Source organism: Pseudomonas sp. Tul2A7 (assembly GCF_054790505.1).
In genome coordinates this window covers 86,795-104,550 of sequence record NZ_CP186499.1, presented here as the reverse complement: position 1 = coordinate 104,550, position 17,756 = coordinate 86,795, and the positions used below count along the sequence as shown (strand labels likewise).

Annotated in this window: 13 protein-coding genes; 2 read left to right on the top strand and 11 right to left on the bottom strand. The window is 57.8% G+C overall.

The window, feature by feature from the left end; translation table 11 throughout:
- Window positions 1-2,793: an RHS repeat domain-containing protein gene (locus ACOYXJ_RS00545; RefSeq protein WP_460367360.1), complete on the top strand. Its 2,793-nt coding sequence runs from the start codon at window positions 1-3 to the stop codon at window positions 2,791-2,793.
- 69 nt (window positions 2,794-2,862) lie between these two features.
- On the opposite strand, the gene ACOYXJ_RS00540 is transcribed toward ACOYXJ_RS00545, so the two are convergent.
- From ACOYXJ_RS00540 to puuE, 8 genes are all read right to left on the bottom strand, one after another.
- The gene (locus tag ACOYXJ_RS00540) at window positions 2,863-3,648 is read right to left on the bottom strand and encodes an outer membrane protein OmpK (RefSeq protein ID WP_095119997.1); all 786 of its coding nucleotides are present in this window, start codon (window positions 3,646-3,648) and stop codon (window positions 2,863-2,865) included.
- A 372-nt stretch (window positions 3,649-4,020) separates the two neighbouring features.
- A complete protein-coding gene (locus ACOYXJ_RS00535) occupies window positions 4,021-4,806 on the bottom strand; it encodes an outer membrane protein OmpK (protein ID WP_016982869.1) in 786 nt (261 codons plus the stop codon).
- Window positions 4,807-4,969: 163 nt separating this feature from the next.
- Window positions 4,970-6,328 (bottom strand): nucleobase:cation symporter-2 family protein, encoded by a 1,359-nt coding sequence (locus tag ACOYXJ_RS00530; RefSeq protein ID WP_110721145.1) that lies wholly within the window; start codon window positions 6,326-6,328, stop codon window positions 4,970-4,972.
- A gap of 167 nt (window positions 6,329-6,495) precedes the next feature.
- Window positions 6,496-7,803, bottom strand: a complete 1,308-nt coding sequence (locus ACOYXJ_RS00525) for a urate hydroxylase PuuD (protein ID WP_460367357.1) — start codon at window positions 7,801-7,803, stop codon at window positions 6,496-6,498.
- A gap of 51 nt (window positions 7,804-7,854) precedes the next feature.
- Window positions 7,855-8,358: an ureidoglycolate lyase gene (locus ACOYXJ_RS00520; protein ID WP_034151759.1), complete on the bottom strand. Its 504-nt coding sequence runs from the start codon at window positions 8,356-8,358 to the stop codon at window positions 7,855-7,857.
- A gap of 141 nt (window positions 8,359-8,499) precedes the next feature.
- A complete protein-coding gene (alc, locus tag ACOYXJ_RS00515; RefSeq protein ID WP_007913974.1) occupies window positions 8,500-9,495 on the bottom strand; it encodes an allantoicase in 996 nt (331 codons plus the stop codon).
- An 87-nt stretch (window positions 9,496-9,582) separates the two neighbouring features.
- Window positions 9,583-10,098, bottom strand: a complete 516-nt coding sequence (gene uraD, locus ACOYXJ_RS00510; RefSeq protein WP_150794448.1) for a 2-oxo-4-hydroxy-4-carboxy-5-ureidoimidazoline decarboxylase — start codon at window positions 10,096-10,098, stop codon at window positions 9,583-9,585.
- Complete coding sequence (gene puuE / locus ACOYXJ_RS00505; protein WP_038366990.1) at window positions 10,095-11,021, bottom strand: allantoinase PuuE; 927 nt, start codon at window positions 11,019-11,021, stop codon at window positions 10,095-10,097. Before puuE ends, uraD begins: the two co-directional genes overlap by 4 nt.
- 420 nt (window positions 11,022-11,441) lie before the next feature.
- Here puuE and uraH point away from each other — a divergent pair, with 420 nt between their 5' ends.
- Complete coding sequence (gene uraH, locus ACOYXJ_RS00500; RefSeq protein ID WP_008080901.1) at window positions 11,442-11,795, top strand: hydroxyisourate hydrolase; 354 nt, start codon at window positions 11,442-11,444, stop codon at window positions 11,793-11,795.
- A 144-nt stretch (window positions 11,796-11,939) separates the two neighbouring features.
- Here the strand turns inward: uraH and ACOYXJ_RS00495 are convergent, their stop codons facing one another.
- From ACOYXJ_RS00495 to ACOYXJ_RS00485, 3 genes are all read right to left on the bottom strand, one after another.
- A complete protein-coding gene (locus ACOYXJ_RS00495) occupies window positions 11,940-13,715 on the bottom strand; it encodes a hypothetical protein (protein ID WP_460367353.1) in 1,776 nt (591 codons plus the stop codon).
- A gap of 284 nt (window positions 13,716-13,999) precedes the next feature.
- Window positions 14,000-15,919: a hypothetical protein gene (locus ACOYXJ_RS00490; protein ID WP_460367351.1), complete on the bottom strand. Its 1,920-nt coding sequence runs from the start codon at window positions 15,917-15,919 to the stop codon at window positions 14,000-14,002.
- 43 nt (window positions 15,920-15,962) lie between these two features.
- Complete coding sequence (locus ACOYXJ_RS00485; RefSeq protein ID WP_460367349.1) at window positions 15,963-17,627, bottom strand: hypothetical protein; 1,665 nt, start codon at window positions 17,625-17,627, stop codon at window positions 15,963-15,965.
- Between the last annotated feature and the right edge of the window lie 129 nt (window positions 17,628-17,756).

Genomic DNA, 17,756 nt, shown 5'->3' with positions numbered 1-17,756 from the left:
ATGACGACCGCACAATGGACTGATGCTCACACACCGTCACTGTCGGTAGTGGATTCGCGCGGTTTTGCTGTGCGCAATATTGGCTATTGCCGGAGTCCGTTGAATCCGGCCGTTGAGGCTCGGATTACGCAAAATCGATTTGATGCGGTCGGTAGGCTTGCGGCTTGTTGGGACCCGCGATTGCGGGAAGCAGCGCCGAAACCGAACCTTGAAAACACCTTTGATTTGCAAGGCCGGCCTCTGCTGATTGATAGCGTCGACGCTGGCTGGCAGTTGAGCTTGTTGAATGAGACAGGTGAGACGCGTTCATTCTGGGATGGTCGTGGTAGCCAGCGGCATACTCAATACGATGAGCTTCAGCGTCCGACAATTGTCTCGGAGCATCTGATGCACGAGTCACCTAAGGTTTGCGACCGATTTATCTATGGCAGTGCGGTTGGCGAGTTTGCCGATCACAACCAATGCGGTCAGCTCATCCGACACGACCATCCTGCCGGCAGTCGCGGCCTCGACGAGTACGGTGTGACGGGTTTGCCGTTGTCAGAGCAGACGCGTTTTCTGCGCGATCTGCAGGAGCCTGACTGGCTTGACGAAAGTACTCACGCTAACCTGGAAGATGAGGTTTTTGAGACTGCGCACCGCTACAGTCCGTTGGGGGAGCTGCACAGTCAGACCGACGCCAAGGGCAACATCAGACTTTTCAATTACAACAGGGCGGGTCAGTTGAGTGACACCCGACTCAAGCTTGCCGATTCTGGCGACGTACCAAGCTTGCTGGTCAGCGAAATCCACTACGACGCGCTAGGCAACAACCTTAGCGAACGAGCGGGCAACAGCCTCTTGAACACGGCTCGCTTCGCTGCTGACGATGGGCGTTTGCTGCAATTGCAATCCAGCGATGCTAATGGCCAAACGCTGCAGGATTTTAATTATGAATACGATCCTGTCGGCAACGTCAGCGTAATCGAAGACAAAGCTCAACTCACCCGGCACTTCAACCAGGAGCGTATCGATCCGCTTTGCCGATATACCTATGACAGCCTTTATCAACTGATCAAAGCGATCGGCAGTGAAGTCAGCCAACCGAGTTACGGCCCGGCGCTGCCGATCTGGCAAACCACGCCGCTGGACCCCAATCAGTTACGCAACTACACGCAAATCTTCAACTACGACGCCGCCGGCAATCTTCAAACACGACATCACTCTGGTGCGGAAACCTTCGAGATGTTCACTTCGTTGCACAGCAATCGCAGCGTTGCAGAAGAAAGCAATCTGACTGGCGGCTTTGATGCAAACGGCAACCAGTTGGAGCTTTCACGCGGCCAGCAAATGACGTGGGACGTTCGCAACCAGTTAAGTAGCGTGACGATGGTCAGGCGTGTCGACGGTCCGGATGACACTGAAAGTTATCGCTACGAACGCCCGGGTCAGCGCTTGCGCAAAGTCCGATCGACGCAATCCGCTCGTCGCACGCTGCTCTTTGAAGTTCGCTATCTGCCGGGGCTGGAAGTCCATCGTGACATGGCCACTGGAGAGGAACGGCACGTCGTAAGTGTTGAAGCTGGACGATGCAAGGTTCGTGCATTGCACTGGGTAACCCGGTCGCCTCGGGATACTGGTAGCGACCAGTTGAGGTTTAGTCTGAGCGACCATTTGAACTCGAGCACTCTGGACCTGGATGAGCGGGGTGCGTTGTTGAGTCGGGAGGTCTATTACGCTTATGGCGGAACGGCTATATGGGCGGGCACTAGTGAGATCAAGGCCAACTACAAAACGGTCCGTTATTCGGGGAAGGAGCGTGATGCGACTGGACTTGTTTATTACGGTTATCGGTATTACGCGCCTTGGTTACAGCGGTGGCTAAGTGCCGATCCTGCGGGTGATGTAGACGGTTTGAATTTTTTTATGTTTTGTGGGAATGGACCGGTATCAAAGGTTGACCATCAAGGATTGCAGTGGAGCGAATCAAGGTTTCGATCGAGGTATGGCCCGACAACTTATCTCGATGAGCAAGAGGGTAGTGCCGGAGAAAGAATAGTTGAAACTGTACAAGGTGGGCTGGATGCCGCAATTGCCGCTGTTGGTGTTGTGGAGTCTGCACTTGGGGCTGAGGGTGGGGGGGGGATTGATCCTTTGGCGGCGTACTATGTTGATAACACTTTTGGGCCGCAGGCAGATCGTTCCACGTTAGTTGACACACTGGGAAAAATGAAGGAAATGCTGACGTTTTACTCCTTGCTCCCGGGGAATGTTCTTTTTGTTACTCGACCTTATGTCAAACGTGCGACGGGTGAGGGACGTGATGCCGAGAGACTTTATGCCGGCGTTCGTATTGTTCCCAAAGATCCCATGGAGCGTATGGTGATCACTGAAGATGAACTGAATAGCGAGGGCACACTTGATATTGCTTTTATTCACGCTGCGGCAATAGGTCTTGGCGCTCACGAAGTGATGCCCTACACGAGGGGGTATCCGATGATTGCACCGTATGCCACTGCCTATTTCGGAGAAGACCTGATAAGTGGCGAGTTTGATGGTGTGATTGTTTCTCGTGCCATTGATCGCCTTCGACTACCAGACATTAAATACTTTTTTGGATCAAAGGGTTTGTCTGGTCTGGAGGGTAAACTCAAGGAAGACCCAAGCATAAGAGCCAGCATTCTGATGCAGGACGCGGGAGTATTAACTTTCTTCGTTAAAACTTTATCTGTCGCCCTGGGTGGTTCACCACCGCCACCGTACCCGCGAGAACTGAGAGAAGCAAAGGCGCAAACCTATCCGTCAAAGGGATGATCTTAAGGTTGGACGGTGCAGGCAGGAGTTTCACTGTTGTCGTAATAAACCTGCCTGCAGCGATATCAATCAGAAGTGGAACTTCACCAGGAAGCTCGTGGTGCTCTGATTGGTCTTGAACGCACCGGTATCGTCGATGCCGTACTTGTCTTTCCAGTAGTCGTATTCCACACCGACATACAACTGCTTCTCGCCAAAACTCAACGCCTTGCCCAGGTCGTATTTGACCTGCGGGTTGAAGTGCAGGTTGGCGTGGTAATCGCCTTTGGAGTTGGAGTCGTTGTCGGTGACCCAGTCCATGAAGCCGTCGATCAGGATGTCCGACTTGCCGACCGGGATGGTGTAGGACCAGACCGGAGTGATCTGCCAGACGTTGTCACCGGCGCGAGCACCCTGGGTGTGGCGCTGATAGAAGTTCAACTGGAAGTAGTCGAAGCCCGGGATCGCCAGGTCGAAGCCTGGACCGATCAGGTACGACTCGGTGTCGCCTTCGCCGAACTCGTAAGTCATCGCCACCAGCACGTCTTTGATCGGGCCGAACTCGATCTTCTGGTCGAGCACTTTGCCCAGCGAGATGCGCGGGCTGAACTCACCGTAGTAGGTGTTCGGACCGTTGCTGAAGTCCTTGCCACCGTTGTAGAAGATCTTGTCGAAGAAGAAGAAGTTGTCCCCATAAGTCCACGCATCGGCATGCTCGAAGGTGACGGTCTGCTGGATGCGCGGGTTGACCTGGAAGTCCTTGCCATACAGGTAGGTCAGGCTGTTGTTCTGCCACTGCAGCAGGCCCTCGGCCATGGCCTGGCCGCCGGCCAACATCGATCCCGCGAGCATCAGGCTGGTGCACATACGTTTCATTCGGTTGCTCCCAAAGTAGGTGTTCCACGTTTATTTTTTTAAGATCGGCGCTCTGGTGTGGCGCCTTTTTTCGTTGCTGCAAAAGTCATCCGATCGGTCAGCTTCGTTGCTGTTAGCAAGAGCCGAGCCAAGGCTTTCGAAAAGCAAAAAAACACCCGTTCGACTGCTGAAAAACAGTCGATTGAGTGTGTTTTCGGGTGCCTCGGTACTGACCGGGGCCGGGATAAGTTGGCTTTTCGGTCAGGAATTAAATCCGGGCTTTTTTTTAGACCGAATTCAAGAGGCCGCGGAGAATACTGACTCAACGGCCAGGTCTCAAGTGCCCCGCAACAGAGCACCGACGACAGGCATGGGGCACGGTTGCGGGCCATCTTAGAAGTGCACCTTGACCAGCAGGCTGGCGGTGTTCTGATTGGTGTCGAAGTTGTGGGTGTTTTCGACGCCGTATTTATTTTTCCAATAACTGTATTCGGTGCCGACGTACAGCTGCTTGTGGCTCCAGCCGAGGGCTTTGCCCAGGTCATATTTGATCTGCGGGTTGATGTGCAGGTTGGCGTGATAGGTGCCGCGCGAGTTCTCATCGTTGTCGACCACCCAATCGAGGTAGCCGTCGATCAGCACATCGGAATTGCCTAAAGGAAAGCTGTAGGACCAGCCGGGGGTGATCTGCCAGACGCCGTCGCCGGGGCGCGGGCCTTCGGTCTGGCGGCGGAAAATGTTCAGGGTGACGTAGTTGAAGCCGGGCACTTTGAGGTCGAAACCGGGGCCGATCAGATAGGCCTCGCTGTCGCCTTCGCCATACTCGTAAGTCATCGCCAGCAACACGTCCTTGATCGGGCCGAACTCGAGCTTCTGGTCGAAGATCTTGCCGAACGAGAAGCGCGGGGTGAATTCACCGTAGAAGGCGTGCGGGCCTTTGTTCGCGTCTTCCTTGCCGTTGTAGAAGATCTTGTCGACGAACAGGAAGTTGTCGCCGTACTTCCACTTGTCGGCGTGCTCGAAGGTCAGCGTCTGCTGGATCGACGGGTTGATCGCGAAATTCTTGCCGTACAGATAGCTCAGGCTGTTGGTCTGCCACAGCAGTAAATCGCCGGCCATGGCCTGACTCGCGGCCAGCAGGCCGCCACTCAACAGAACGTTGGTTTGCGTGCGAATCATCTGTTGCTCCCTCTTGTTTTTATTGTTTGAGGCGCAGAGCTGTTGCTTAGCCCTTGTGGGAGCGAGCCTGCTCGCGAAGAGGGCGTGTCAGTCGCCATCATTGTTGAATGACACACCGCTTTCGCGAGCAGGCTCGCTCCCACAGGGTTTTGTGGTGACTTCGTTAGTGCTGGTGTGCGTGGCAGTCGTTGATCGCTGCGCGCTCTTTGCCGCCGAGAATGTTGAACAGCAGGTTCAGCGTCAGCGCACTGAGCGTGGCCATGGCGATGCCGCTGTGGGTAATCGGGCTCATCCACATTGGCAGGTGCGCGAAGAACTCCGGACGCACCACCGGGATCAGGCCCATGCCGATGCTCACCGCCACCAGCAACTGGTTGCGACGGTCACCGATGTCGGCTTCCTGGAGGATCTTGATGCCGGTGGCCGCGACCATGCCGAACATCGCGATTGCTGCGCCGCCGAGTACCGCCGGAGGAATCGACGCCACCAGAAACGCCGCTTTCGGCAACAGGCTCAGGACGATTAGCAAGCCACCTGCAACGATGGTCACCGAGCGGCAGCGCACGCCGGTCATCTGCACCAGGCCGATGTTCTGCGCGAAAGAGGAGTGGGTAAACGTGTTGAAGAAACCCGCCACGAACGAGGCGCCGGCATCGCACAGCAAACCGCGACGCAGCATGCGCGGGCAGACTTCCTGGCCGGTGATTTTGCCCAGCGCGAGGAACATCCCGGTGGATTCTACGAAGATGATCACGACTACCAGACACATCGACAGGATCGGTGCGAGTTCGAATTTCGGCATGCCGAAATGCAGTGGAGTGACGAATTGAACCCATGGAGCGTTGGCCATGCCGCTCAGGTCGACCATACCGATCGCACCGCACAGCAGGTAGCCAAAGCACATGCCGATCAACACGGAAATATTGACCCAGAAACCGCGCATAAAGCGGTGAATCAACAGAATGGTGCCCAGCACCAGGGCGGCGATGGCCAGGTAAATCGGTGAACCGAACTGTGCAGCGGCAGCGCCGCCACCGGCCCAATTCACGGCCACGGGGAACAGCGACAAACCGATCGAGGTGATGACCGTGCCGGTCACCAGCGGCGGGAAGAAGCGTACGACCTTGGACATGAACGGCGCGATGAGCATGCCGAAGAAACCGGCGGCTATCGTCGCACCGAAGATGCCTTGCAGGCCGATACCGGGCATGCCGGCCATGGCGACCATGCTGCCGACCGCGGCGAAACTGGCGCCCATCATCACCGGCATGCGGATGCCCATCGGGCCGATGCCCATGGACTGGACGATGGTGGCGATACCGGCGACCAGCAGGTCGGCGTTGATCAGGAAGGCAATTTCTTCACGACTCAGGCCAGCGGCCTGTCCAATGATCAGCGGCACCGCGATGGCACCACCGTACATCAGCAGAACATGTTGCAAACCGACCAGGATCAGTTGCAAAAGGGGCAATCGCTGAATGGCGGGTGCGTCGGGGATGCGCGCTTTGGACAGCTCGGACATGCAACACCTCGGATCTTTTTATTCTTGTGATTGAACAGCTGCCGGGTTGCTCGCAGCTGTTTCTGTGCATCAGGTAAAACCGCGTTGCGGCGATTCGCGAGCAGGCTCGCTCCCACAGGAAATGCGCGATCTCTGTGGGAGCGAGCCTGCTCGCGAAGCTTTGTTGCTTAGTTGGTCTGTGCTCCCTGGGCGATCCATGCACCAATCAGGTCACGTTCCTGCTGGGTCATCTGCGTGATGTTGCCCAGTGGCATGATCTGCGTGGTGATGGCTTGCGCCTGGATGCGCGCCGCGTTCTGGCGGATCTGCTCAGGGGTGTCGAGCATCACACCCGCCGGAGCTGCGCTGAACAACGGACTGGTTGGTTTGGCCGAATGGCAAACCGCGCAACGTTCTTGAATCACGGTGTGGACTTTGTCAAAGCCAGGACCTGCGTTGGAGGCTTGTGCGGGTGCTGCAGGTTCAGCAGGGGCTGCCGGTGCCGCTTCAGCCGGTTTCAAACCACCGCCCAGTGCCGTTTCCGGCAACGGTTGGTACTCGATTTTCGCTGGTGCCTTGGCCACTTCCGGCGCGGTCGACATCGGCATCGGGCCGGTGACGTACGCCAGACTGATCATGCCCACCGCCGCAACCGGCAGAGTCCAGGCAAACTTGTGGCTGTCGTGACGGGTGTTGAAGTAGTGACGCACCAACACCGCCAACACCGCGATCCCGGCCAGGATCAACCAGTTGTACTGGCTGCCATAGGTGCTCGGGAAATGGTTGCTGATCATGATGAACAGCACCGGCAGGGTGAAGTAGTTGTTGTGACGCGAACGCAGCAAGCCTTTGGCTGGCAGCGCCGGGTCCGGCGTACGGTTTTCGGCAATCGCCGCGACCAGTGCGCGTTGCGCCGGCATGATGATGCGGAACACGTTGCCGACCATGATGGTGCCGATGATCGCGCCGACGTGCAGGTACGCACCACGACCGCTGAACACTTTGCTGAAGCCATACGCCGCGCCGATGATCAGCACGAACAGAATGAAGCCGAGCAGAGCAGGGCGTTTGCCCAAGGCCGAGTCACACAGGAAGGAGTAGATGAACCAGCCGAGGAACAGCGAGCCGATACCGATGGCCACGCCTTCCGGGCCGCTCAGGGTGCTGCCCGGAGCCAGCAGGTAGAGCGTTGGGTTGGAGTAGAACACCACGCACAGCAGCGCGATACCCGACATCCAGGTGAAGTAGGCTTCCCATTTGAACCAGTGCAGGTTCTCCGGCATCGCCGGCGGGGCCAGTTTGTATTTTTCGAGGTGATAGATACCGCCACCGTGGATCGCCCACAAGTCACCGGCCAGGCCGGTTTTCGGGTTGACGCGGTTGAGGTTGTTCTCCAGCCAGACGAAGTAGAACGACGCGCCGATCCAGGCCACGCCAGTAATCATGTGAACCCAGCGCACGCTCAGGTTCAGCCATTCCAACAGATGTGCTTCCACAGTCTTTACCTCTCGCCTGTCACTCTTGTTGTCGAGTGATCAGACCTTCTCTTATTGGTGGGGGGCGAGGATCAAACGCTCATCCTCTTTGAAAAAATGCTCATCGCAGTTATTGCCTGTGCCACTGCGATCAACCACCAGGAAGTCATCCCGCTTTTCGATCGTCAGCACCGGGTGGTGCCAAACGCCGCGATGGTAATTGATGCCCTGCCTGCCGTTGGTGACGAAGGCGCGGACCAAGCCTGATACAGGTTCATCGCCAACGGGCGCGACCACGATCAGAAAGGGGTTGCCGAGCAGCGGAATAAAAGCCTGGCTGCCCAGCGGATGGCGTTCCAGCATGCAAACGGTCAGCGGCATGTCCTGCGCGTCGGCGCGGAAGATGCTGATGATCGCGTTGTCCTCAGGCTGAGCGGTTTCGACCGTCGCCAGTTTATGGAAGCGCATGGTCGAACCGTTGTTGATCATGAAGTGATCGCTGCCGTCGGTTTCGATCACGTCACCGAAAGGGGCGAAGGCTTCTTTGCTCAGCGGTTCAATCGTCAGTGTGCGCATGCTGTTCTTCTTTTCGTTGAGTGATCGTTCCCACGCTCCGCGTGGGAATGCAGCCCGTGACGCTCCGCGTCACATCCAGAACGGACGCAGAGCGTCCAGTGATGCGTTCCCACGCAGAGCGTGGGAACGATCATTGCGGTGTTATTTAGCGACCTTGCCGAGAACGCGCAGGCGACTCACACCACCATCCGGGAACACATTCAGGCGGATGTGGGTGATCGGGCCCAGCGCCTTGATCTGCTCGACGAAGGTGTGTTCGGCGTGCATTTCCAGCTTCTGGCTCGGCAGCAGTTCACGCCAGAACAGCGACTGGGTTTCGATCTGGCTGTCAGTACCGCCCTTGACGAACGCGCCCTGGATCGAGCAGGTGTCCGGGTAGTTGCCTTTGAAGTGCAGGGTGTCGACGACGATCTTCTCGATCTCGCCCGGGTGACCCAGCGCGACGATGACCCAGTCATTGCCCGGGGTACGACGACGTGCAGTTTCCCAGCCGTCGCCCATGTTGATGCCACGGCCCGGGTTGAGGATGTTGCTCATGCGACCGAAGTGTTCGTCGGAGCAGGCCAGCGCACGGCCACCGTTCAGAGCAGCCGCCAGGTCAACCTGTTCGTTGTCGCCAACAGCCGACCAGTCGCGGAACGGAATGCCGTACACGCGCAGACGCGCGACACCGCCGTCCGGGTAGATGTTGAAGCGCAGGTGGCTGAACGCCTGGTCGTTGCTGATTTCGTGGTAGTGGTGGCTGTTGCCCTGCAGCTCGACGGCCGACAGCACTTCCGTCCACTGGGTGTTTTCATCAGGCTCGCCCGACGCCAGGAAGCACGCTTCCAGAGAGGCCGATGGCGGGAAGTTGCCGGTGAAGAATGAAGTGTCGATGTCCACGCCTTTGATCGAGCCCGGTACCCCCAGGCGGATCACCGCGCTGTCGAAGCCTTCGAAGCGCTTGCGGCGCGACTCCCAGCCGTCCATCCACTTGCCGTTGTCATCGAACACGCCCTCCTTCCATACGGCCGGGGTCGGTTGGAACAGACGATTGGCGTCTGCGAACCAGTCATCGGTGACCGAGATGATTTTGGTGCCCAGACGGGCATCGGCCAGGTTGACGAATTTTTCGAAAGGTACGGCGTAAGCTTTCATTCTTCTTGTCTGCCTTTAAAAAAGTGGCTGGGGATGCTTGCAAGACCCTGGGTACTCTCCGCGTTTGATGTACTCGGGTCAGGCTTGCTAAAGGGTCAGTAAACGGAACAGGGCAATCTTGTTGATCTCCGCCAGCGCGCATTTGAACTCAGTGTCTTGCGAGTTGTGAATGCGCGTTTCGAACGCCGCGAGGATCTGATGCCGGTTGCTGCCTTTTACCGCCATGATGAAGGGAAACTTGAACTTGGCTTTGTAGGCGTCGTTCAGCTCGGTGAAGCGCTGGAACTCTTCGGCCGTGCATTGGTGAATACCGGCGCCAGCCTGTTCATTGGTGCTGGCTTCGGTCAGTTGGCCCTGGACGGCAGCTTTGCCGGCCAGGTCCGGGTGAGCGTTGATCAGGGCCAGCTGACTGGCGTGATCGGCGCTCAACAGGATGTCGCTCATGCGCTGGTGCAGGGTTTCGATCTCGTCGATCGAAGCGTCAGCGCCCAGGTCGTAGGCCTTCTCGGCCACCCATGGCGAATGTTCGTAGATGTCGGCGAAAGCTTTGACGAAAGCGTCGCGGCTCAGGTTCGACGGTTGCAGGGTTTGAAAGCGGCTCATTGGGCGGCCCCTTGGTACGGCTGGGTTTCGTGCCAGTGACGCGCGATGTCGACGCGACGGCTGAACCACACCTGTTCATGACTTTTGGCGTATTCGATAAAGCGTTTGAGCGAAGCGATGCGACCCGGACGGCCGATCAGGCGGCAGTGCAGACCAATCGAGAGCATCTTCGGTGCTTCAGCGCCTTCGGCGTAGAGCACGTCGAACGCATCTTTGAGGTATTCGAAGAAGTCGTCACCCTTGTTGAAACCCTGCACTTGGGTGAAGCGCATGTCGTTGGTGTCGAGGGTGTACGGGATCACCAGATGCGGCTTGCCGGTCGGGTTGTTCGGTTCCCAGTAGGGCAGGTCGTCGTCGTAGGTGTCGCAGTCGTAGAGGAAACCACCTTCTTCCATGACCAGACGACGGGTGTTCGGCCCGGTGCGGCCGGTGTACCAGCCCAGTGGGCGCTCGCCGGTGATTTCGGTAAGGATGCGGATCGCTTCGAGCATGTGCTCGCGTTCCTGCGCTTCGTCCATGTACTGGTAGTCGATCCAGCGGTAGCCGTGGCTGCAGATCTCGTGGCCGGCATCGACCATCGCGCGGATCACGTCCGGGTGGCGCTGGGCGGCCATGGCGACGGCGAAGATAGTCAACGGAATGTCGAATTCCTTGAACAGTTTCAGAATCCGCCAGACGCCGGCACGGCTGCCATACTCATAAAGCGATTCCATGCTCATGTTGCGCGCGCCTTGCAGCGGCTGGGCAGCAACCATCTCGGAAAGGAATGCTTCGGATTCTTTGTCGCCGTGCAGAATGTTGCGCTCGCCGCCTTCTTCGTAATTGAGTACGAACGACAGGGCGATGCGGGCATTGCCCGGCCAGTGTGGGTGAGGAGGGTTACTGCCGTAACCGATCAGGTCGCGTGGGTAGTCAGCGCTCACTGCAGTCTTCCTTCTTGTTCGTTGACAGATTTGTGTGGCGGCCTGGCAGGCTGGCGTCACAGCGATGGGCTGATTGTATACAACTTTATTCGCAATTTGTAAGCCTGAATTTTCGCATTTTTCACCGACTGTCATCTTTTGCTGCTATTGGCGTAAGCCTGCAAGAAACCTGCCTGACCAGTCAGCTAATGGATAGGAGGTTCAATGAATAGGCGTGTTGCTGGCAGAACACGAGGAAACCCCCGAATGGCGGGGGGGATGTGAAAAATGTCGTTTTTATTGTGTACAATTTTTTTGAAAAGTGTCTTAATCAATCGCTCGCCGCAGCGTTTCGTGCTCCGAATCGGTGCGGTCTCCTTTTCAACTGACTTCGGGAGGCGCGAAGTCTGACTGCTCCACGCAGGCAGGCGCGCAGAATCAATGGGACGTTTGACAACACACGTTTTGGACGCTGCACACGGTTGCCCGGGCAGTTCGATCAAGGTCGAGCTGTACCGCGTTGAAGGTTCGCAACTGGAATTGGTCGCCAGTGCGGTAACCAACAGCGATGGCCGGGTCGATGCGCCGCTGCTGCAAGGCGATGATTATCGTACCGGCGTTTATCAGGTTCAGTTCCACGCGGGCGATTACTACCGCGCCCGAGGCGTTCAGTTGCCGGAGCCGGCCTTTCTGGACGTGGTGGTGCTGCGTTTCGGCATTTCTGCCGAACAGGATCACTACCACGTGCCATTGCTGATTTCGCCTTACAGCTATTCCACGTACCGGGGCAGCTGACCCCCAAGCAGCTGCCCCCACCGGGAAGCGACTGCGCATATAGCTTCTTTGGTCTTTCGCCCGCTCACACTGCGGGCTTTTTTTCGCCTGAGTCAGGCTGATGTCAGACCTGGCCAGGCTGAAGGCTTGAACCTGACGCGATCGTTATTTTTGGCGGAAAACAAAAAGACTCGGTTGGCCCGAAGGATCTCTTTCCAGACCGCCTATCAAATATACGACCTTGTCTTCGGCGAGTGCTTTGTTCAACAGTGCCTTGTCGGAAGGCTCATGTTTGTTGACCAGCGCTTTGGTTCGCAGCCAGTTCGTGACATCGAAATCCAGGTAGTTGGGCTGCATCAAGGCCGGGAAACGCAGGATGAATACAAGGTCGACACCTTGCTGGTGAATCATCAACGCATCTTGCTGGGCCGCCGATCCCCGAAAGCTATAGGAAACCTGATATCCCTGTTCCGTCAGAATGCTCTGGAACAGTGTTCGCAGTTTTTTGCTGCGATACTCGTCGTTGATCTTGCGCAAATGCTGAGGCACGCGCTGCAAATCGAAGTCGATGCGTTGCAGGCTTTCGGCGAACCCTGACGGTTTGGCAATGTAACTCTCGCCGGGTCGGGAAAGCGCAGGCAGTAACAACAACGGGTCGACCAGATCGTATCGGCTGACTTTTTGATCCCACATGTTTTGCGGCCTGACTGCCCAATACTGGAAGGTTTCAAACAAATCGTTCAGCCCGTAACCATTGAGCGTTTCGGCGTGATTGGCGCGATTGAACATGGCGCGGGCGACGGCACTCGCCGAATGCTCTGCCATGTATGGAAAAGTATCGGCCACGTACTGCGCGAGGGGTTTTTTAAATGGAGGGCCAGCGACGACCTCCCATTTGTCGTTGATCGGTATTCCCCATCTTTCCTTCAACTTCACTGCGCCCTTGGGCTGCAACTGCGGGGTGGTGCGTAACATCTGCTCGAAAGCCTCGAAGCCTTCGGCGGCGAACAGTGGGGGTTTGATAAAGACCAGGGCGTCAGTGGCATGTCCCGCCTGCGAAACGATCGGATAGTGTTGTCCGGCGATCTCGATAGAGTCTCCGGTGCTTGGTTTTACGGCGCTTCCCCAGGCATGCCAGTCGCTGGCAGATGACACAGGAGCAGACGGCCCGGTAGCGTCCGGTTCAGCCTCCAGACGTGGCCGTTTGCTTGGCCCGGCTGTCGGCTCCTCGGCGCCGGGGGCTGGTCGGCGATTGTCCGCTTGCACCGCGCCGCCGACCTTGCGACGCCAGAGCGTTGTTTGCGGTATCTGCTCGACCAGATCACCGGTTGACCGCTGTCCGGACCACGCCAGTTCAAACTGGCCATCATCGTTGCGGCGCACCATGGCAGTGCCTTCTGCCATGTTGACGTAGGCGTTTTTGTGCTTGTCGTGACGAATTCCGGTTGTGGTGTCCGGATCACTTGTCAGCAGGGCTGCCAGGTGCGGGGGCAGAAAGAGCGATGTCTGTGAGGGAGGCGCGGGTGCCAGCACTGGCGGTAACCGGGTTTCAGACGTTGGCGGGCGGGAATACCAGTCGGCCTCGAGACGCCAGCGTGGCTGACCGGCGATTTTTTTCAGTAGGGGAGGCGTTACACCCGGCGCGGCGGGCCAGGGAATCTGCAAGTCGCCATCGACGTTGTGTTCGGCGCGGTAATAGCCACCTTCACCAAGATGCGCATAAAGGTGACCTTCGGGACTGAAGAACAAGCCGTCCACGGATTCATGCGGTCGCAGCAGATGACTCTGCAAGGCGGGCCAGGAAATCTCCCTGAGTTTCGCATTGAGGGCGGTAGTCACTGGATCGGTTATGTACGTCACTGTTACTTGTGGGCTTGTATCCCTCCCTGAACTTGCGGTGGGAACGTTGTCGAGGAACGAGGCAAGCAACGGGCCAGGCATAGGGCCAATCATAAGGGCGGGCGAATGGGGCGGCCCCTGATCCTGCACCGGTCGGGTCGTAGAAGTATCAGGCGTTCGATTGCCTATCGGGGGCTTGGGTGGTTTAGTCATTGGCGTATCTCTAAGTGATCGATCGTTGAATGTTGTCGGGCCATCGGTTGAATGAATGGGCCGTGCAGCGTTTGTTGCCGGGTGCCTGTAACGGTCGTCCCGCAGGCAACAAATGACCATCGTCGCCTTGCGACGTTGGGTTATTTCATTGGTTGTACTTGTCCTGAAAAGACTCAGCCCTCCCTGACGATAAACAGCGTTGCCAGACGTTGCGTGCGTTTATCAATGCCACCCAATAGATGGACCAGCCGCTGTTCCTCTCTATAAGTGGCCAATGTTTGCTGTTTTTCACCCATACGGATTTGCAGGTCGGTATCGCTCCAGGCAATACCGGGCGTTGCGTTGCGCTGTATTTGCTGACCGCTGACTGCAGGGAAGGTCAATACAAACAGGCTGTTGATCTTTTCCCGGTGAAACAGCAGCGTGTTTTCACCAGTGCTGAGCGTTGCAGGCTCGAGGCGGTAGCCGTTTTTCGTCAGTACGGCGCTGAACAGTTTTCGCAGTTCAGGTGTCGCCGGCAGCACGGCATGATCGATCCAGAGCTGAGCAAATTGCCCCGGATCGAAATCCAGTCGCTGCAAACCTTCACCCAGCGAGGAAGGAAGCGCTGATGACCGTTGGGCCTCATTCAAGGGCGGCAGTTTGCGCAACAGGCAAAGTGGCTCGGCCAGATCCTGTCGCTGCACCTTGTTGTTCGTCCGGTCGGCCCAGAAGCGCAACGTCTGATTCAATACCGCCAGACCGTGGCCGTTGATGATTTCGGATCTGTTGGCCTGGTTGTACATGGCTCGGGCGAGGAAACTGGTCGATTCCTCGGTGAGATATTTGAAATGGGCTGAAATGTATTGCGTCAGCGGCAACTCGAACGGCAAGCGCTGGCCCAGAACGCTCCATCGATCATTGATCTTGACCACCCACCGGGGTTGCAAGGCGGGGTCGGTGACAAGCATGCGCTCGAAACTGTCATACAGATCCGGTGAAAACCGTGGGTGTTTCATATAGGCCATGGGGGTGTCGGCGATCAGGGTCTGAGTCACCACCGGGTAATAAAGGTTGTCGATTTCAATGTGCGTCTCCAGCGGCCAAGGGGTTGTCTTGCCCCAGTCGCGCCATGCCCCATGAGACAGATCAAGCGTGCCATCGCTGGACGAAATCAGGCTTTGGGCAAGTGCCTGCGTATCGCTGGCACTGTCTGCGTCGTTGCCCATGAACGACCGTTTACCGGGGCCAGGTGCGGAGTCGGTCGGCGTCGCAGGTCGGCGCCTTTCCTGACGTGGATTGTCGTGGCGGGCAGAGGTTTGCGGATTTTTTTGCCGCCAGTAGAGCGTTCCGGGCATCCGTTCCAGAAATACGCCAGAGGGGTGGCGATCTGCGGCGGAGGTTTGCTGATAATCGCCCTTGTCATTTTTCCCCACCATGACCGTGCCTTCGGCGGTGTCCACATAGGTTTTTCGGTACCGGTCATACCGGATCGCATCAGGTGAGTCTGTTGCTGGAGAAAGCCGGGCCGCCAGATGCGGCGCCAGGTATGTCGGCGTGTGACCGGCAATCGGGCCAGGCGGGGGCGTGAAGGGGGCTGGTCTGCCTGAGTCTTCGACAAGCCAGTCCGGGATCTCGAAACGCCACAATGACTGGTCCCTGATTTTGCTGATGAACGGGCCGGGCACTCCGGGGGCGAAATCGAAGGGAATCTGATAGCGACCGTCGGATTGGCGCTCGACCAGCAAATGGCCTTCGTTCTCGACAGCGGCATAAATCCTGCCATCGGCGCTGGTGGACAAGCCGCTGTCGATATCCAGAGGAATCAACAAATGCAGGTTTTCAGCGGGCCAGGTGAGCGAGCGCAACGCAGTATTGGGTGACAATGGACGGTGGGCAGGCAGGTCGCTGACCAGCACCGATGGTGGGGGTGTCAATTCGCCGGTCGGCACATGGGGTGTGAGGTCAGCCATGCGCTGTTCACCCACCCGCACGGTGTCGATAGCCGCGCCAGGGACGGGACTGATATCAGCCGACTCCGCCGCCGGTGAACGGGGCCCCGTGGTGGGATCGGCTACGGCGGTACCCGGGATTTTTTTTGGTGGTTTGGCCATGCAGGTCATTCTCGATGGGGTTGGTTGGGGATGGACATGGCGCTCAACCTTCTCTGACGATGAACAGCAGCGTCTGCTGCGCAGAGACGGTTTGCGTGCCGCCGACCAGGTAAATGACCTTGTCGGGTTCGAGCATTTGCCGCCATCTGGATCGCGCCAGGCGGGCCCTGAGTGTCGGCGTCAGCAGTTCATCGCCAGGATCGCTCCTGCGATTCACCCTCCCGTCCGGGGTGCTTGGACGCAGACGCAAGACAAACACCACGTCCAGAGTGCTGCGCTGAAACAGCAAGGCATCCTCGCTGAACAGTCGACTGGTGCGATCCACGGCATAACCGTTGTCCTGCAGAAGCTCGCTGAATAACGCGCGCAGGCTGGAGCCGGGGGCGTGCACGGCCTCACGCCATCGTTGTTCGAACATCCGGGTATCAAAGTCGATGCGTTCCAGACCCGTGGCAAAGGGCGAGGGCAGCAACAGTGTCTGTCCATTCAGATGGGCGGAGGGTTGGGTGGGCAACACGGGAAGCATCATCAGCGGGTCAGCAAGCTCGCGTCTGGAGGCGAGGGCAAGGGTTCGGTTTTCCCAGTGATAGAAGGTGTCGAACAACACGCGCAGTCCATCACCGTTGATGACTTCGCTGTGGTTGACCTCGTTGAACGCTGCTCTGGCGATGGCGCTCAAGGAGTGGTCGGCCAGGTACCGGAAAGAGGTGGCTACAGACTCAGTCAGCGATTTTTCGAATGACGGGAGTTCCACCACTGTCCATTGGTCATCTTTCCTGATGGCCCACTTCGGTTGCAGTGACGGATTGTTCTTGAGCATCTGCTCGAACGCGTCGTATCGACCCGGACTGAACAGCGGGTGTTGAAGGAAGACCAGGGTAGTGTCAGGCAGTACGCGTTGCGGCACGATCACGTAGTGCTGACCGTCTATTTCTATGGAGTCATGCCATTCGGGTTTGAGGGTCATCCCCCAGTGCCGCCATTCCCCGGCAGACGTGGCCGGTGTCAGCGGTCGGGCATCGGCTGTCGTCCCGGATATTGACCCTGTGTCGTCTGGTTTTTGCTCCTCTGCCAGGCGGGGACGTTTGCCGGGTGCGGGCGAACTTTCGTCGGCCTCGCTCGCAGGCCGTTTGTGCACGGGGTGCGGTAAATCATGCTGCGATGATGATTGCGGCGTTTTTATCCGCCACTGTCCGCTACCCGGAATCTGTTCAACGTCTGCGCCGAGCCAGTTTCGTTCGTGGGCGGAAGCCTGCCGGTAGTGCCCTTCGGGTTGCCGACGCACCAGACAGAGCGTGCCGTCTTGCATCTCGACATAGGTCGCTCCGCGTTTGTCGTGACGGAGGCCGTCCGGGCTGGCCGCGGTATTTCTTGTTCGCCAGTTGGCCTGGTCGGCCGTGAAGTGACTGGGCAATTCGCCGCCTGATGCGCCTGCCCTCGCACGATCTGCCTCGGGGGAGAGCACCGCTCGATCAACCGAGTCGGGCCTCCACAAGGGCTGACCGTCGATCTGTTGCAGAAACGGGCCGGGCTCCCCCAGAGACGCAGGCCAGAAAACTCGATAACGCCCGTTCGTTTGACGCTCGACTTGCAGGTAACCCTCGCCGATGACCTGCGCATACGTGCCGCCCTGCGGGCTGTGAAACAGGCCATTGTCGATCGCGCGCAACATATGAGCATTGGCAGCGGGCCAGGTAATGGAATTCATATTGCTCTCCAGCAACCTGGCAATCGATTCAGGCGATGCGTTGACCACTACCGATGGCAGGCGCCCGGTCGCGTCTGGTGCAACATCCGCCGACGGTTCTGGGGTGCGGACAGCGTTGCCTGCCGCGAG

What these genes read in the sequence shown, in the direction of transcription:
- ACOYXJ_RS00530 (WP_110721145.1), bottom strand. Translation starts at nt 6,328, where the DNA reads ATGTCCGAGCTGTCCAAAGCGCGCATCCCCGACGCACCCGCCATTCAG.
- uraH (WP_008080901.1), top strand. Translation starts at nt 11,442, where the DNA reads ATGGGACGTTTGACAACACACGTTTTGGACGCTGCACACGGTTGCCCG.
- ACOYXJ_RS00520 (WP_034151759.1), bottom strand. Translation starts at nt 8,358, where the DNA reads ATGCGCACACTGACGATTGAACCGCTGAGCAAAGAAGCCTTCGCCCCT.
- uraD (WP_150794448.1), bottom strand. Translation starts at nt 10,098, where the DNA reads ATGAGCCGCTTTCAAACCCTGCAACCGTCGAACCTGAGCCGCGACGCT.
- ACOYXJ_RS00535 (WP_016982869.1), bottom strand. Translation starts at nt 4,806, where the DNA reads ATGATTCGCACGCAAACCAACGTTCTGTTGAGTGGCGGCCTGCTGGCC.
- ACOYXJ_RS00490 (WP_460367351.1), bottom strand. Translation starts at nt 15,919, where the DNA reads ATGGCCAAACCACCAAAAAAAATCCCGGGTACCGCCGTAGCCGATCCC.
- ACOYXJ_RS00485 (WP_460367349.1), bottom strand. Translation starts at nt 17,627, where the DNA reads ATGAATTCCATTACCTGGCCCGCTGCCAATGCTCATATGTTGCGCGCG.
- ACOYXJ_RS00545 (WP_460367360.1), top strand. Translation starts at nt 1, where the DNA reads ATGACGACCGCACAATGGACTGATGCTCACACACCGTCACTGTCGGTA.
- ACOYXJ_RS00495 (WP_460367353.1), bottom strand. Translation starts at nt 13,715, where the DNA reads ATGCCTGGCCCGTTGCTTGCCTCGTTCCTCGACAACGTTCCCACCGCA.
- ACOYXJ_RS00540 (WP_095119997.1), bottom strand. Translation starts at nt 3,648, where the DNA reads ATGAAACGTATGTGCACCAGCCTGATGCTCGCGGGATCGATGTTGGCC.
- alc (WP_007913974.1), bottom strand. Translation starts at nt 9,495, where the DNA reads ATGAAAGCTTACGCCGTACCTTTCGAAAAATTCGTCAACCTGGCCGAT.